Below are 15,475 nucleotides of genomic sequence, written 5' to 3'. Positions count from 1 at the left end.
ACAAAAAGGCTCCCAAATGGGGGCCTTTTTCGTTTCAGGGTTTGAGACCGAGAAAGCCTGTTCTGGGATCGCCCAGGGGGCCTTCCTTCAAATCATTCAGATAGACCTTGTAAAGATCAGGTTCGAAAATGGAATTGACAGCCAGCTTTTCCGGCCGTTCTATATCGACCGGGAAGATCTTTGAAGCCTGAAACACGGAATTGGACATGAATTTCAAACTGTCAGGCATCTTTGTGATGGTGCTTCTTTTTGTTCCGTCCGGAACAAAGGCCATGTTGAACCCCCAGACACCGAAGGAAGGAATGGCGATATTGTAGTTTGTGGTCGGACCGAAGATCTCTTCCATGGTTCTGGCAATGGACCAAAAAGTGTTTTTGGTGAGGAAAGGAGAGGAGCTTTGACTGACCACGACAGCGCCGGAGTTCAGGCGGGTGCGGACCATTTGATAGAACTCGACTGAATAAAGCTTCGCGATTGCTTCGTTGTGCGGATCCGGAAAGTCGATGATTACCCTGTCATAAGTTTTCTTTGCATGCTGAATGAAGACAAAGGCATCTTGATTGAAGATTGTGACCTTTGGATTGGACAAGCTTTCCTCGTTCAGGCGGCGAAAGGGTTCGTAGCCTTTACCAAGCTTGGTCATGTCCGGGTCAATGTCTACAAGATCAATGGTTTTGACATCGTCATATTTCAGAATCTCACGAACCGCCAAGCCATCTCCGCCACCAAGGATGAGTATATTCTCGCGCTTTCCCTGCCATGACATTGTCGGATGAATCAGGGCCTCGTGATATCGGTGTTCATCTGTTTCGGAGAATTGCAAATGTCCATCAATGAAGAGGCGCATATCATGCTTGACCCAGTCAGATGTGATGACAAGGCTTTGATATTTTGTTTGTTTCTCCCAGACTATGCGGTCGAAATAAAGATGCTGCTGAGCAAATGCGGTGATCCGTCCGGCATAGACTGTCAAACCGATCAATAGGGCCAATGTCAGCATGACCAAACCTGCAAGGCGTTTAGGGTATCTCAGATAATCCCTTAGCCAGAAAACATTGATCAGAGCGACAAGGCAGTTGATCAGGCCAATAGCGAAGGAAGAGGTGATAAGGCCAAGGGTTGGAAGCAGGAATAGAGGAAAAGCAACTGAGCCTATCAGTGCGCCGATATAGTCAAGCGACATGACATCGGAAATGGAATCTCTGGTTCCCTTCACATCTGCCAGAACTCTCGTCAGCAATGGAATTTCCAACCCCACCAGTATGCCAATGACCAGAATGAAGGTAAGCATTGCGGTCTGGTAGATCCAGGGTGCATAGGGGAATGTCATGAACAGGCTGATCGAGCAGATGCCCCCGACAATGGCGAGTATCAGTTCAACATAGATGAATGCCTGAATGAGCCAGCTATTGAAAAATCGTGAGAGATAAGAACCGATGCCCATTGCGAACATGAAGAAGCCGACTGTCAGCGAAAACTGATAGACGGAATTACCGAGCAGATAGCTGGATACAGTCCCGATAATCAGTTCATAAACGATACCGCATAGAGCCACGACCAGAATGGAGACAAGTAGAATTCTCGCCTTGGCTGGTGGGAGGGTATCGTAGCTTGTTGGAGCTTTGGTCGGTTCTTGTTGATCCAGCATTTTGAAACTCGAATGTGTCGGACTGCTTGAAAGTGAGAAGGGGCCTTTGAGGCCCCTTCATGCGTTATCTTGTTTTGTCTATTTGCCGGAACCGAGGCCACCAGAACGTGCACCGGAGCGCGCACTGGATGGTGCGCGATAAGAACTGCGTGGAGTTGTCTGGCGATTGTTGAATGAGCCAGGTTTCACGCCAGCAGAGCGTTGGCGGCTCAATAGATGGCCAATCAGCAAACCGGTCAGAAGACCTGAGCCGGAGAAACGTGTATCGGAAGAAGCCCCGTTTCCGTCAGAGGCGATAATACGCTTGTTCTCGCTGTCAATCTCCACAGTGAATACGTCACCTTCACCCTCTTCCTGAGTGCCATTCTTATTCTTGTCTGCAAAACCCTGAAATGCTGCGTCTTTGCGTAACTTGATGCCCAGTTCTTCGTCATAGAAACGTGGGTTTGAGTTCATGACCTGTGCCAGAAAGTTACCGAACTCAGCCATATTGTCATCGGTAAGCTTTGTTGCATTGAGCTTTTGCGCGTGGTTCTCATATTTCTCAATTGCGAACATGGTGCGATCAAGAACCTGACCGAGATCAGCAGTTTGCTCGCTCTTTGGGCTAAAGAAAAATGTATAGGCCAGGAAGCCGAGCACGGCAACGATGGCTAAATTTTTAAGAGATGACATAGAATTCTCCAATATTCACTTGTCTTGTTCTATTGGTCGACAATTTGTCAAACCGACATTTTAAATCTTATGGTTTTCCGGATCAGTGGTTGCTTCTCTTTCGTTCCCACCAGATTTGATCAAGACCAACTTCATAGAAATCCGTCAAAGATCCCACTTTTTCAAAACCTTGGTCTTTTAGATCAGTAGCTGTAAACTTCGAAACGTCCGCTGGTAGAACCACATAAACGGGTGAGAAATACTGTTTATCCGCCTCTGCGATTGCTGTATCCAATCCCGAGATTCCTTCGCCTTTTACGGCCCAATGAAGAGCAAAACCGTTTTTGGATTCTTCGGCACGGATAGGATTGGAAAACTCAATTCCCTTGATTGGATCGAGAGTGCTTGGTGGTGCGGCTTCCTGAGACGTGTTTATCAGGCTGTATATGATCTTGGCCTCACCTTCGTCGTGATAATCCTCGACGATCAATTCCTTTTGCGCTCCAAGGCTCTCATACATTTTATGGGCAGCGGCATAAATGCATTCACCATCTTCCTTGTAGTCGGAAGAGGAAATGAAAAGCTTACGGACGCCAATATTGGATAAATGCTCCAAAAGACCGTCCAATAAAAATCTGCCGAGACCTTTTCCCTGTTGAACTTCATCGAGATATGTCCACGAAAGCCACGCGCTGTCATTGGAGCCATCAACCGGTGTAAAGCCTGTTACTCCAAGAACCTTGCCACGTTCGAGTAGAACGAACATGTTCTGGCATTGTTTGTTTTTGAGATCCTCAAAAGCTTCATCTGCATCATCGTCATCCGTCTGAGCAATGATGGCTACAGCCTCATTCAGGTGTGTCACGTTCATCGGCTTTACTGTTGGCTTGGACGAACCAAATAGGGAGCCAAACATTGAGAAAAATCCTCCACATAGAATTGCAGTTCCGTGAGATGCCATGGCTATTTCGTTATCTGCGAGCAATGGCTCTGCAACGAAGCTGAAAAAAAGCCAGATTGCACCGAATATTCTGAGATAGAAATCGGTCAGGTTGAAGATAGCATAGGTCGCCAAACCATAAGCGACGCCAGACAAGCCGATAAAATTGGCACCAAAAAAGAGATATTCGAACAAGGTTGGAATGGTCAGAAGAGACCCAATGATTATCATCCAGATTTTTGAAGGAAGTTGAGGCTCAAGGTTCCAGCCAAACAGGCCAATAATTGCGATATTGCCGGACAGATGAATGAAGTTTCCATGATGAAAGATGTTCTGTGCAATAGTCGATATCAACTCCAACCCATGCAGACCCTGTGTTGGTAGACCGCCAGCGCCATAATATGCATAAGCAGTCAATGCACCAAGAGTGAGAGAGGCAGTTACAGGAGCCTTTAATAATATATCGCGCATTGCATTCTGCACATCATAATCCCAACGCATCAGGAGCAGACATGTCCAGATTTCGGCCACGGGGAATTATCTGTATGACAGCATCTTCTGCGTTGAAGAATTCTTTCAGATGGTCAGCGCTCGCTTTTGGATTGGTCGAACCACACATAAACACATCGATTGCCGCGTAGCGAAACTCAGGCCATGTATGAATGGATATGTGGGATTCTGCCAACAAAGCAACGCCAGTTACTCCTTGATTTTCACCAAAATGGTGGAGCTTGCAGTCCAATACAGTCGCTCCGGCCTTGCTGGCAGCGGTTTTCATAGCATGAGCTATGGCTTCACAATTTTCCAGATTATCGGCGCCATATAGTTCGATAATCCAGTGGTAGCTTTCAGGGGACGGTGCGGAATTCACAAAACCATAAGGGGCGGTCATTCAAAATACACCAAAATAGAATCAATATATATTGCGGGATGGTAGGTATGGGGGGTGTCATAATCAATATGAATATCAGAGGATCCAGAGCTGTTTTATGACAGGTAAGTGGTGAAAAATCAGATTTCCTGCAGCCTCTGTATGATCATCGCAAGAGCATGATCAACTGTCAGCGCGCGAACCTGTGCTCGATTGTGGTTTTTGAAAATCTGTATGTCATTGATTAGATCTTGTTCTGTTGCGAGACCAAAATGCACCAAACCAACCGGTTTATCCTCACTACCACCCCCAGGACCAGCGATGCCCGTAACGGAAATACTAAGGCTGGCTTGTGAATTGGCAAGAGCGCCTCTGGCCATAGCCTTGGCTGTTGGTTCACTAACGGCTCCATGTTCGACAAGGATATCTTCAGGTATTGTGAGCATATCCATTTTTGCTTCATTGGAATAAGTCACAAATCCGCGATCAATGACCGCTGATGAACCTGCTACTTCCGTCAAGGTAGCTGCAATCAGACCAGCCGTACAGGATTCAGCTGTTGCAATCATCCATCCACGTTGACTGGCTAGAGAAATGATCTGTTCCGCCTTGGAAATTGAGCTATCGAGCAGGTGCATGGTTTGTCCCCCGGTCACTAGTGTGGTGGAATTGAAATAGGTATCATTAAAGCCTTTTGCATGATTTCTGAATCAGCTGAAAGGCTTTAACTCATTGTTCTGAAGCGAGTTCTTATCCGAAAAGTGCTTCAACTTTTCGGGAGCGCGCTTTAATCCGTTCACCCTTTTTAATCCAAGTGTCGTTTGGTGATGGCTGATCAAGTTGACGAACTTTAGATTCGAGTGTCTAGAGGTTTTGATCAATCATACTCAGGCAGTCTGATACAAACGGTTGCAATAGCTGCGACACCTTCCTTGCGACCAGTAAAACCGAGACGTTCGGATGTAGTTGCTTTCACAGAAACCCGATTGATTGAAATGCTGCAGATATCAGCAATTGCCTCTCTGATGGCAGGTCGGTGGGGGCCTATTTTCGGTTCCTCACACACGATGGTCATGTCGATATTGGAAATTTTACCTCCAAGGTCATTAACCCGTCTGACGGCATCTTTGAGGAAAATATCGGATTTTGCACCTTTCCATTGTGGGTCCGATGGCGGGAAATGGGTTCCGATGTCTCCATCAGCGATAGCTCCGAGGATAGCGTCAGTGATAGCATGAAGGCCTACATCAGCATCAGAGTGCCCTTTGAGTTTCTTGTCGTGGGGGATGGCAACGCCGCCGATAATGCAAACATTGCCGGGATCAAATGCATGAACATCGTATCCTGTCCCGACGCGGATATCGGTAAGAAGGGCAGATGAGAATTGGCCTAAGGTTTGCTCTGCCATGGTCAGATCTTCCTGGGTTGTGATCTTGATATTGTTGCGACTGCCTTCAACCATTTGCACCGTTGCTCCTGCCCATTCAGCCACTGCGGCATCATCGGTGAAGTCTGAGATGCCTTCAGCATGGGCTTTTTCATGAGCGGTCAGGATGAAGGGAAGTTGAAAAGACTGGGGCGTTTGGGCGGACCAGAGATTGGTTCTATCCAGTGTGACCTCGATCTCTTCCAAATTGTTGGTTCGCTTGATGGTATCGCTCAATGGCATACCCACCAGACAAGCGCGGTTCCGGATAAGGCTCTCTTCACAGCGTTGCAAGATATCGTTGTTGACGAATGGGCGTGCTCCATCATGAATATGAACGTGATCAATCTCTGCTGGCTCATCTTTCGGCCTGGCATTTTTTAAAGCCTGGAGGCCGGCAAAAACAGATAATTGTCGCGTGCTGCCACCATGGCATGGTGGCAAGAGCTTGGTTTTTGCCAAGTTTGCCAGATGACAATTGTCTTGAGTGGCATGCAAAACTGTCTGATAGAGATCGTCATCGGAAGCAGAGATAACGACTTGGATATGATCAATGTGATCGGAAGTCAGAAAGCTTTCCAATGTCCAACTCAAGACTGCTTTGCCGCCGACTTTCACATATTGCTTAGGCACCTGATCTTTGTCGCGCTTTGCGCGGGCGCCTTTGCCTGCTGCGACTATGATTGCATAAGAAGTCATTCAGGGGTCTTTCAGCCTAATAAATCTTGTTGGTTGCTATCGTTTGCTTCGCTTGTTGGTCAGTTCGACGAACAGGTCAAGGTCTACGCATGTTTTTTATGCGGGAGAATTTGCATTTGCTCATTTTTTAATCAGTTCTTCTCTTTGATTATTTATTGTGCAAATATATATTCTCCTTGGACATGTTCAAAGAGTGTGGTGATGACGATATCTGATTCTGCGCATAAAGCTTCAAAGCCTCTCATGATTGGATCTGTGCAGATTCCAAATGGTATTTTATTGGCTCCCATGTCGGGGATTACTGACCTGCCATTCCGTCAGTTGGCCATGCAATTTGGCGCTGGGCTCGTAGTATCGGAAATGGTCGCCAGCAAAGCTTTTGCCGTTGGCAAGGAAGAAATGCGCTTGCGGGCCGAGGGGCAGGGCATGAATCTACATGCCGTACAGTTGGCGGGAAACCGATCCGACTGGATGGCAGAAGCTGCCAAACTATGTGAGGGCGCAGGGGCTGGTCTGATCGATATCAACATGGGCTGCCCGGCAAAGCGCGTGATCAATGGGTATTCCGGTTCTGCATTGATGAAGGATTTGGATCATGCCGTTCGTTTGATTGATGCGGTGGTCATGGCCGTCACTGTCCCTGTAACAGTTAAAATGCGTCTCGGTTGGGATGATGGTAGCAAAAATGCATCAGAACTTGCCAGACGAGCTGAGCAATCGGGTGCGCAACTTATTACTGTTCATGGTCGCACTCGCTGCCAATTCTACAAAGGATCCGCTGATTGGCGAGCGATTGCTCCGGTCAAAGAGGGGTTGGGTATACCTCTCATTTCCAATGGGGATCTGATTAAAGTTGAAGATGCGCCAGCCATGTTGGAGCAATCTCATTCGGATGGCGTCATGGTGGGACGAGGCGCTTATGGACGCCCATGGTTGCCCGGGCATGTTGCTCATTATCTGAAGACCGGGGAAGTTTTGACTGAACCGGAAGGCCAAGAGCTGCTCGATCTTATTCTGGATCATTATCAGCATATGATCGACTATTACCCACATCCGGTTGGTGTGCGGTGCGCCCGCAAGCATTTAGGTTGGTACATGGATGGGATCGAAGAGCGTTTCAATCGTGTGGCCCCAGAACAACGGCGATCTATTCTAACTGAGATGGACCCTAATCGAGTTGAGGAACTGATCAAGGCCTATTTCTCACAGATAGTGGAAGGAATGGCGGCATGAACAGGCAACGTCCTCAGGATCTGTCGGACATTGAGACCAGTAGAGGCGACGAGGTCAACTCGGCTCGCTCCATGATGAATGCCTTGCCGCATTCCATCGTGATGGTGGATCCACAAGGGGTGGTATGTGGTGCCAATGATACAGCTCAGATCTTCTTTCAGGCTAGTGCAGCAATGCTGGGACGACAACAATTGGCAGATCTATTGCCCTTCGGTAGTCCAGTCCTGGCATTGATAGAACAGGCAAGAGAACGCCTTGCTCCAGTGAATGAATATAAGGTGGATATTTCCAACCCGCGTATCGGTAGCGACAAGCTGGTGGATGTATATGCCGCGCCCGTACCAGATCGACCCGGATGTGTGACTGTGATGTTTCAGGAAAGAACAATTGCTGACAAGATGGATCGGCAACTGGTACATCGTGATGCAGCTCGTGCCGTGATTGGTTTGGCCCAGATGTTGGGGCATGAAGTCAAGAACCCGTTATTCGGAATTCGTGGTGCGGCTCAGTTGCTGGAAAGCTCTGTTGAGGAAGAAGATCGTGCGCTGACCAGTTTGATTACTGATGAGACGGACCGCATTGTGCGCCTGATCGATCGGATGGAGGTGTTTTCTGATCAGAGACCCATCGAACGTGAAGCTGTCAATATACATGTCGTGTTGGATCGTGTGAAGCAGTTGACCAAAGCCGAGTATGGTGACTCCATTCTTCTAGTTGAAGAATATGATCCGTCACTTCCTGCTGTTTATGCCAATCAGGATCAGCTGGTTCAGGTCTTTTTGAATCTGGTAAAAAATGCAGCGGAAGCTTTGAACGATATTGTTGATCCGGAAATCGTACTGACGACGGCTTTTAGACCAGGCATTCGCATGCAAGTGGCGGGGTCGCAACAACGAACCTCCCTGCCACTCGAGATTTGTGTCAAGGACAATGGAACAGGTATTCCGCAGGAACTGGCCGATTGTCTTTTTGATCCATTCATTACCTCTAAAACCAATGGCTCAGGCCTTGGACTTGCACTGGTTGCCAAGATCATTGGTGATCATAGCGGTGTGATTGAATTTGATGGTTCCGGTCGCCACACAACCTTTCGGGTGATGTTGCCGACCAGTGAAGCCGATCTAGCGTAGAGAATGGAGATTGGAAACTAGCTATGAGCAAAGGGATGATTTTGCTGGCTGACGATGATGCGGGTATCCGCACCGTTCTCAATCAAGCTCTATCCAGAGCAGGATATCAAGTGAGGCTTACTTCCAACGCATCGACGCTATGGAACTGGATTGCACAAGGGGAAGGGGATCTGGTTATTACAGATGTTGTGATGCCGGATGAAAATATCTTTGACATTCTTCCACGCATCAAAAAGCAACGACCCTATTTACCCATCGTGGTCATGAGTGCTCAAAACACCTTTATGACGGCTATTAAGGCGTCAGAAGCAGGAGCATATGAGTATCTTCCCAAACCATTTGATCTGAAAGAATTGATCAATATCGTCGGACGGGCACTATCTGAACCCAAGCAACAAATGCATGCTGTTCAACAGGAAGGTCTGGATATTCCTCTCATTGGTCGCTCAGCTGCCATGCAGGATATCTATCGTGTTATTGCACGCCTGATGCAGAACGATCTGACCGTGATGATCACAGGTGAGAGCGGTACCGGCAAGGAATTGGTTGCTCGCGCTTTGCACGATTATGGCAAACGCCAAAAAGGACCGTTTGTTGCAATTAACATGGCCGCAATCCCCAAGGACCTGATCGAGTCAGAGCTGTTTGGACATGAAAAGGGTGCTTTTACGGGTGCAACGGGTCGCTCTGCCGGCAAATTTGAACAGGCGGAGGGAGGAACATTATTTCTTGATGAAATTGGCGATATGCCGATGGAAGCCCAGACGCGTCTTTTGCGGGTATTGCAACAGGGAGAATACACCACTGTCGGGGGGCGCGTGCCGATCAAGACCAATGTTCGAATTGTGGCTGCAACCAACAAGAATTTACAGACACTCATTCATCAGGGGCTTTTTCGTGAAGATTTGTTCTTCCGTTTGAATGTGGTTCCGATGCGCTTGCCACCGTTGCGGGAGCGTCTGGAGGACATTCGGGATCTGGTACAACATTTCTTTGCGCAGGGTGAGCGTGAAGGGCTTCCTGGCAAGCAGTTGTTGCCCGAAGCTTTGGATATTCTGGTTCGTTACCGTTGGCCCGGCAATGTCAGGGAATTGGAGAATCTGGTTCGCCGTTTGGCTGCCCTTTATCCGCAGGAGCAAATTACCGCAGCACAAGTGGAGACTGAACTCAGTCAGGTCACCTTGAATGGCATTGATGAGCAAGGTGGCAATAATAGTGTTCAAGATTTGGGGTCTGCAATGGAGGCACATATGGCCTCGCTCTTTGGAGAAAATGATAGTGTTTTACCGTCACCGGGCCTATATCATCGGATTTTGCGTGAGATTGAATATCCCATGATTTGTGCATGCCTGGCTGCGACCAAAGGCAATCAGATCAAAACGGCTGAGATTCTGGGTCTGAACCGTAACACCTTGCGCAAGAAAATTAAGGACCTGGATATTCAAGTGGTTCGAGGTGGCTAGTTCATGATGATGTCAGGCTTGAAAATGCTGTCATTTCAAGCGATGTTGTATTTTAATCACAGGCTGAGATCTGTCAGCAGGCTAAAATCAGACATGCTGTCACATTTTAGCAACAATTTGGTTGAATAGAAACGCAGCAGGAGCGATGCTGCGTCGATGCAGGCGATGTAACGAGAATCAAGCCGAATTTGCCTGTCTGCCAGATTGGAGCTGTTGACCAGAATGACTAGCCTAAATGAGCCTCATGAAACGATGTCGATGGCCGAACCAGGGCGGCGTGCCCGCCTGATAGGCTTGGTGACTGTTATTCTGGCTGTCGCTTCGGGGATTGTGACATTCGTTATTCTGCTTGGTCTGACATCCATTGATCCAGATGAGATTGTCATTCGCAACGCCTTGATCGTCAATGGCGTGTTCCTGATTGCTCTATTGCTTTCCATTCTCTGGGAAGCCGGGATTATTCTGGTTGCCCGAAAGCGTGGTCGTGCTGCAGCCAGATTGCATATTCGCGTTGTATTGTTGTTTTCGCTTGTCGCCGCTGTTCCAACGATCTTGGTGGCTATTTTTGCATCCATAACACTGGATCGCGGGTTGGATCGCTGGTTTTCCTCACGAACACTGGCCATTATCAATACATCGCAAACTGTTGCTCAGGCCTATCGCCGAGAACATGCGACGGTATTGCGGAATGAGCTTTTGGGTATGGCGCAGGTTCTGAACCAATCGGAACCCTATTTTATTCTTGATGAGAGCCGTTTCAAGAACATACTGATTCAGCAGGCCAATATTCGCGGGCTTCCTTATGTATATCTGGTTAATGGGCGCGGTGAACAGCTGGTGAATTCGCCCAATCGTTTGGAGCAACCACTCCCTGATTTACCTACTGATGAGCTTATCAAGCGTGCACAAGGGCAACCTGTTCTGATATCGTTGGGAGATTCCAACCTTGTTGCTGGTATTCTGAAGCTTGATGAGTTTAATGATGCCTATCTGTTTGTATTGCGGGTTATTGACCCTGCAGTTTCCAACTTTCTTCGCATGACAACCGAAAATGTTCAGGAATATCAAGCGTTCTTGAACAGTCGATCAAATATTCAGCTTGCATTTGCAATTTTATATGCTGGAGCAGGTTTGATAGTCATGCTGGCTGCAATCTGGATTGGTATCGGTTTTGCCAATCGTCTGGTTGCTCCAATCAAACGTTTGATTTTTGCTGCCGAGAAAGTAAGGCAAGGGGATCTATATGTTCGCCTGCCTATTGATAAATCGTCTGCTGATTTTTCGACGCTTAATACCACATTCAACACCATGACTACCGAATTGCGCTCGCAACGCGATGAGTTGCTACTTGCAAAAGATCAGATAGATGATCGGCGACGCTTTACAGAGGCGATGTTACAGGGAGTAACCGCTGGTGTTCTAGGTGTGGATGCAACCCATAAGGTCACATTGGCAAATCCTTCGATCCAGAAAATTCTTGCGAAAGAAGAACATGAGCTCCTTGGATCGGAACTTTCTGATTTTCTGCCTGAAATTGCCCCGTTGGTGGAGGGAGCCGAGCATGATACCGGACAATTACGGGAAGAGCAGGTTGCCATCATACGTGAAGGTCTCGAATTTACGCTTCGCGTTCGAGTGACGTCCGAAATTTCTGACCAGGAGAGCCATTCCTATGTGGTGACACTCGATGATGTGACAGAGCTGGTCAGTGCTCAGAGATCTGCCGCCTGGGCTGATGTTGCACGCAGAATTGCTCATGAGATCAAGAACCCACTCACCCCCATTCAGTTATCTGCCGAGCGTCTTCGTCGTCGCTATGGCAAGAAAGTGGAGGAGGATGATCGGCGTGTGTTTGATCAATGCGTCAATACAATTGTGCGCCAGGTTGGGGACATAGGCCGTATGGTCGATGAGTTCTCCTCGTTCGCTCGGATGCCGAAACCGGTATTCGAACCAGCAGATTTGTCGGAGTTGGTGAAGCAGTCCGTGTTTTTGATCGAAGTTGCCAATCAGGAAATTCTGTTCGAAACCAATATTCCGGACAGAATGCCGGGATCGTTCGATCAACGCCTTTTGGCGCAAGCAGTGACAAATATTGTCAAGAATGCCACGGAGGCTATTTCCGGACGCGAAGATCGGCAGGATGAACAAGGGCATGTCATTATACGTGCCGCCGAAGATGGTGAGGCCTATTGCTTGCAAGTGATCGATAATGGAATTGGTTTGCCAATCGCCAATCGTGCCCGCTTGCTGGAGCCGTATATGACGACGCGTGACAAGGGAACCGGGCTGGGATTGGCAATCGTTCGTAAGATTTTGAAAGAACACGGCGGATCCATCCATTTGCGCGACGCGCGTGAAGTATCAGATCACGAGACAGGTGCTTGCATTGAGATGCGTATTCCAAAAGACCCGAACGTTTCCAATGATCAAAATGTTGATGAAGACCATAATTCAGGCCTTGAGCGCCCGTTAGCCGAGTCCCAGAATGGAGTGAATTAGTATGGCAGCTGATATTCTTGTTGTTGATGATGAAATTGACATCCGCGAACTGGTTGCCGGGCTGCTGGAGGATGAGGGTTACATGACCCGTATGGCGGCGGGAAGTGATGAAGCGTTGGAGCTGATCGAACAACGAAGGCCTTCGCTGGTTTTCCTTGACATCTGGTTGCAAGGATCTCGTCTGGACGGTTTGGCTCTTCTTGGAGTGATCAAGCATAAACACCCAGATCTACCTGTTGTCATGATTTCCGGTCACGGAGGCGTCGAAACGGCCGTGGCGGCGATTAAACGTGGTGCTTATGATTTTATTGAAAAACCTTTCAAAGCCGATCGTCTGATCCTGATCGCGGAGCGGGCGCTTGAAGCCTCCGCGCTGAAGCGTGAAGTAAAAGATCTCAAGAGCAGATCCGGGGATACCACCAGTTTGATTGGTTCTTCTTCTGTTATGAACCATCTGCGCCAGATGATTGAAAGAGTAGCTCAAACTAACTCACGCATTCTGATTTCTGGTCAATCTGGTTCAGGCAAAGAGCTTGTCGCGCGCTCCATTCATAAAAGCTCTCATAGAGCCGATAATCCGTTTGTCACCTTTTCCTGTGGGCAGGGGGATCAGGAAGGGTTGGAGTTTGAACTGTTCGGCACTGAAGCGGATGGTACCAGCTTACGCAAGGTTGGGGTTCTGGAAGAAGCGCATGGTGGAACACTATATATTGAGGAAATAGCTGACATTCCTGCCGACTTGCAGGCCAAATTGATGAAAGTGCTAACAGAGCAAAGCTTCTTACGTATTGGTGGACGTGCTCCGGTGCATGTCGATGTTCGCATCATTTCGTCCACTTCTCAAAATATGGAAGATCAGATTGAAACGGGAACCTTCCGATCTGATCTGTTCCACCGTCTTAATGTTGTACCCGTTTCGGTGCCGCCTTTGGCAGACCGTCGCAAGGATATCCCGGAGCTTGTTCTGCACTTCATGGAACAACTTGCTGCAACTGCAGGCTTGCCTCCACGCAAGATCGGCGAAGATGCAATGGCGATACTTCAGGCTCATGATTGGCCCGGTAATGTACGGCAGCTGAAGAATAACGTTGAACGGTTGCTGATCCTGACCAAAGGTGACGATGATGCCATCATTTCTGCGGATCTTCTTCCAAGTGAAGTGGGCGAGACAGCGCCTAGTATCCCTGGGGGCGGCGAAGCCAGTGAGCAAATCATGTCTTTGCCGTTAAAGAGAGCTCGTGAAGTGTTTGAACGAGAATATTTGAAAGCACAGATAGCACGCTTTGGTGGGAATGTATCTCGTACTGCAGAATTTGTGGGTATGGAACGCAGTGCTCTTCATCGCAAGTTGAAATCTCTGGGTGTGGTTTGAATTTCATTCTTTCTTTTGCTCAAGACCATAGCTTGCGATAGTGTGGCTAGTTTGAGATGAATCACAATTGTACGGCTACATTTGAGATAGAGTAGTCAGACTTTCTCCGATATCGGGTCGACGAATGTTCGACTGCAAGAATAAGAGCGATAGTTCATGAAGGTATTGATTTGTGGGGCCGGACAGGTTGGTTACGGTATTGCCCGTCATTTGTCTGCTGAACAAAATGATGTCACGGTCATTGATAGCTCACCGGCATTGGTATCCGCTATTCGCGATACGCTGGATGTGCGGGGTTATGTCGGTCACGGAGCACATCCCGATATTCTTGCTCGAGCCGGAGCAGATGAAGCCGACATGATCGTGGCAGTGACCCTGTATGACGAAGTCAATATGGTGGCTTGTCAGGTCGCGCACTCCATCTTCAATGTGCCCACCAAGGTTGCGCGGGTTCGTGCTCAGAGTTATCTGGAAAAGCACTGGGCCAATCTGTTTTCACGCGAGCATATGCCAATTGATGTGATCATTTCCCCTGAAGTGGAAGTTGGTGAAATGGTGCTTTCACGCATGGCATTGCCGGGCGCTGAAGACACGGTTCGTTTTGCTGACGGACAGGTCATCATGGTTGGAATTCAATGTGATGAGGGGTGTCCCGTTGTTGATACTCCGTTGCGGCAATTGTCTGAACTTTTCCCTGATCTACATGCCGTCGTGGTCGGTATACGTCGCAACTCCCGTCTGTTTGTTCCACATACTGATGATCAGATGTTGGAAGGTGACCTTGTTTATCTGGTGGTGGCCAAGGGGCAGGTTCGCCGTACTCTCTCTATTTTCGGCCATGATGAAGGGCAGGCTGCCCGTGTGGTCATTGCCGGTGGCGGTAACATTGGTCGCTATGTAGCAAAAACATTGGAAGAACGCCGGACGCGCACGAAAGCCAAAATTATCGAGGTAGACCGTGAGCGGGCAATCAAGGTCGCAAATGATCTGCACAACACGATTGTATTGCAGGGTAGCGCGCTTGATCTTGAAATTCTCAAGGAAGCCGACATTCGTGATACCGATACTCTTATTGCTCTTACCAATAATGATCAGGTCAATATTTTGTCCTGTGCCATGTCCAAGCGTCTTGGATGTAGCCGTACCATGGCTTTGTTGAATGACGCACATTACCCAGAATTGGCTCAGGATCTCGGGATTGATGCTTATGTGAATCCACGATCAGTTACAATTTCCAAAATTCTACAGCATGTTCGTCGTGGTCGTATTCGTGGTGTCCATGCGGTGGAAGATGGTGCAGCAGAAGGTATTGAGGCCGAGGCATTGGAAACCTCTCCACTGGTTGGACGCCCGTTACGTTCAGTTGAATTTCCTGATGGGGTTCGGGTTGGGGCGATCTATCGATCTGGTGATGTCATCATGCCTGATGGAGAAACCAAAATTCAGGCCGGGGATCGTGTAATCTTGTTTGCGTTGGCTGATCGTGTCAAACAGGTTGAAACATTGTTCCGTGTCAGTTTTGAATTTTTCTGATTTG

Annotated in this window: 12 protein-coding genes; 6 read left to right on the top strand and 6 right to left on the bottom strand. The window is 48.2% G+C overall.

Translation table 11 applies throughout. The annotated features are described in order from the left end of the window. Positions 1–34 precede the first annotated feature (34 nt). The 6 genes from CRO57_RS06225 to CRO57_RS06200 form a co-directional block, all read right to left on the bottom strand. Positions 35–1,648, bottom strand: a complete 1,614-nt coding sequence (locus CRO57_RS06225) for a polyamine aminopropyltransferase (protein WP_097152451.1) — start codon at positions 1,646–1,648, stop codon at positions 35–37. 78 nt (positions 1,649–1,726) lie between these two features. Beyond that, positions 1,727–2,323 (bottom strand): hypothetical protein, encoded by a 597-nt coding sequence (locus CRO57_RS06220; protein WP_097152450.1) that lies wholly within the window; start codon positions 2,321–2,323, stop codon positions 1,727–1,729. Between the two features lie 82 nt (positions 2,324–2,405). Next, complete coding sequence (locus CRO57_RS06215) at positions 2,406–3,713, bottom strand: GNAT family N-acetyltransferase (protein WP_170955970.1); 1,308 nt, start codon at positions 3,711–3,713, stop codon at positions 2,406–2,408. A gap of 13 nt (positions 3,714–3,726) precedes the next feature. Further along, complete coding sequence (gene speD, locus CRO57_RS06210; protein WP_097152448.1) at positions 3,727–4,134, bottom strand: adenosylmethionine decarboxylase; 408 nt, start codon at positions 4,132–4,134, stop codon at positions 3,727–3,729. 119 nt (positions 4,135–4,253) lie between these two features. Continuing rightward, positions 4,254–4,751: a CinA family protein gene (locus CRO57_RS06205; RefSeq protein ID WP_097152447.1), complete on the bottom strand. Its 498-nt coding sequence runs from the start codon at positions 4,749–4,751 to the stop codon at positions 4,254–4,256. Positions 4,752–4,990: 239 nt separating this feature from the next. Next, the gene (locus tag CRO57_RS06200) at positions 4,991–6,238 is read right to left on the bottom strand and encodes a bifunctional 2-C-methyl-D-erythritol 4-phosphate cytidylyltransferase/2-C-methyl-D-erythritol 2,4-cyclodiphosphate synthase (protein ID WP_097152446.1); all 1,248 of its coding nucleotides are present in this window, start codon (positions 6,236–6,238) and stop codon (positions 4,991–4,993) included. A 201-nt stretch (positions 6,239–6,439) separates the two neighbouring features. Here CRO57_RS06200 and dusB point away from each other — a divergent pair, with 201 nt between their 5' ends. The 6 genes from dusB (at position 6,440) to trkA (ending at position 15,471) form a co-directional block, all read left to right on the top strand. After that, entirely contained in the window at positions 6,440–7,471 is a 1,032-nt protein-coding gene (gene dusB, locus CRO57_RS06195; protein WP_097152445.1) for a tRNA dihydrouridine synthase DusB, read from the top strand. 71 nt (positions 7,472–7,542) lie between these two features. After that, positions 7,543–8,601 (top strand): two-component system sensor histidine kinase NtrB, encoded by a 1,059-nt coding sequence (locus CRO57_RS06190; protein ID WP_244580058.1) that lies wholly within the window; start codon positions 7,543–7,545, stop codon positions 8,599–8,601. 23 nt (positions 8,602–8,624) lie between these two features. Then, on the top strand, positions 8,625–10,064 hold the full coding sequence (gene ntrC / locus CRO57_RS06185; protein ID WP_097152443.1) for a nitrogen regulation protein NR(I): 1,440 nt from the start codon (positions 8,625–8,627) through the stop codon (positions 10,062–10,064). 222 nt (positions 10,065–10,286) lie between these two features. Further along, on the top strand, positions 10,287–12,566 hold the full coding sequence (locus CRO57_RS06180; protein WP_210200769.1) for a sensor histidine kinase NtrY-like: 2,280 nt from the start codon (positions 10,287–10,289) through the stop codon (positions 12,564–12,566). A gap of 1 nt (position 12,567) precedes the next feature. Further along, positions 12,568–13,938 carry a nitrogen assimilation response regulator NtrX gene (gene ntrX / locus CRO57_RS06175; RefSeq protein ID WP_097152441.1) on the top strand — a complete coding sequence of 457 codons (1,371 nt, stop codon included), beginning with the start codon at positions 12,568–12,570 and terminating at the stop codon, positions 13,936–13,938. 156 nt (positions 13,939–14,094) lie between these two features. Further along, positions 14,095–15,471 carry a Trk system potassium transporter TrkA gene (gene trkA / locus CRO57_RS06170; protein WP_097152440.1) on the top strand — a complete coding sequence of 459 codons (1,377 nt, stop codon included), beginning with the start codon at positions 14,095–14,097 and terminating at the stop codon, positions 15,469–15,471. Positions 15,472–15,475 lie beyond the last annotated feature (4 nt).

This window comes from Cohaesibacter gelatinilyticus, assembly GCF_900215605.1.
Taxonomy (GTDB): Bacteria; Pseudomonadota; Alphaproteobacteria; order Rhizobiales; family Cohaesibacteraceae; genus Cohaesibacter; species Cohaesibacter gelatinilyticus.
Note: the sequence above shows the minus strand (reverse complement) of the source record. Positions and strands in the feature narration are given on the sequence as shown.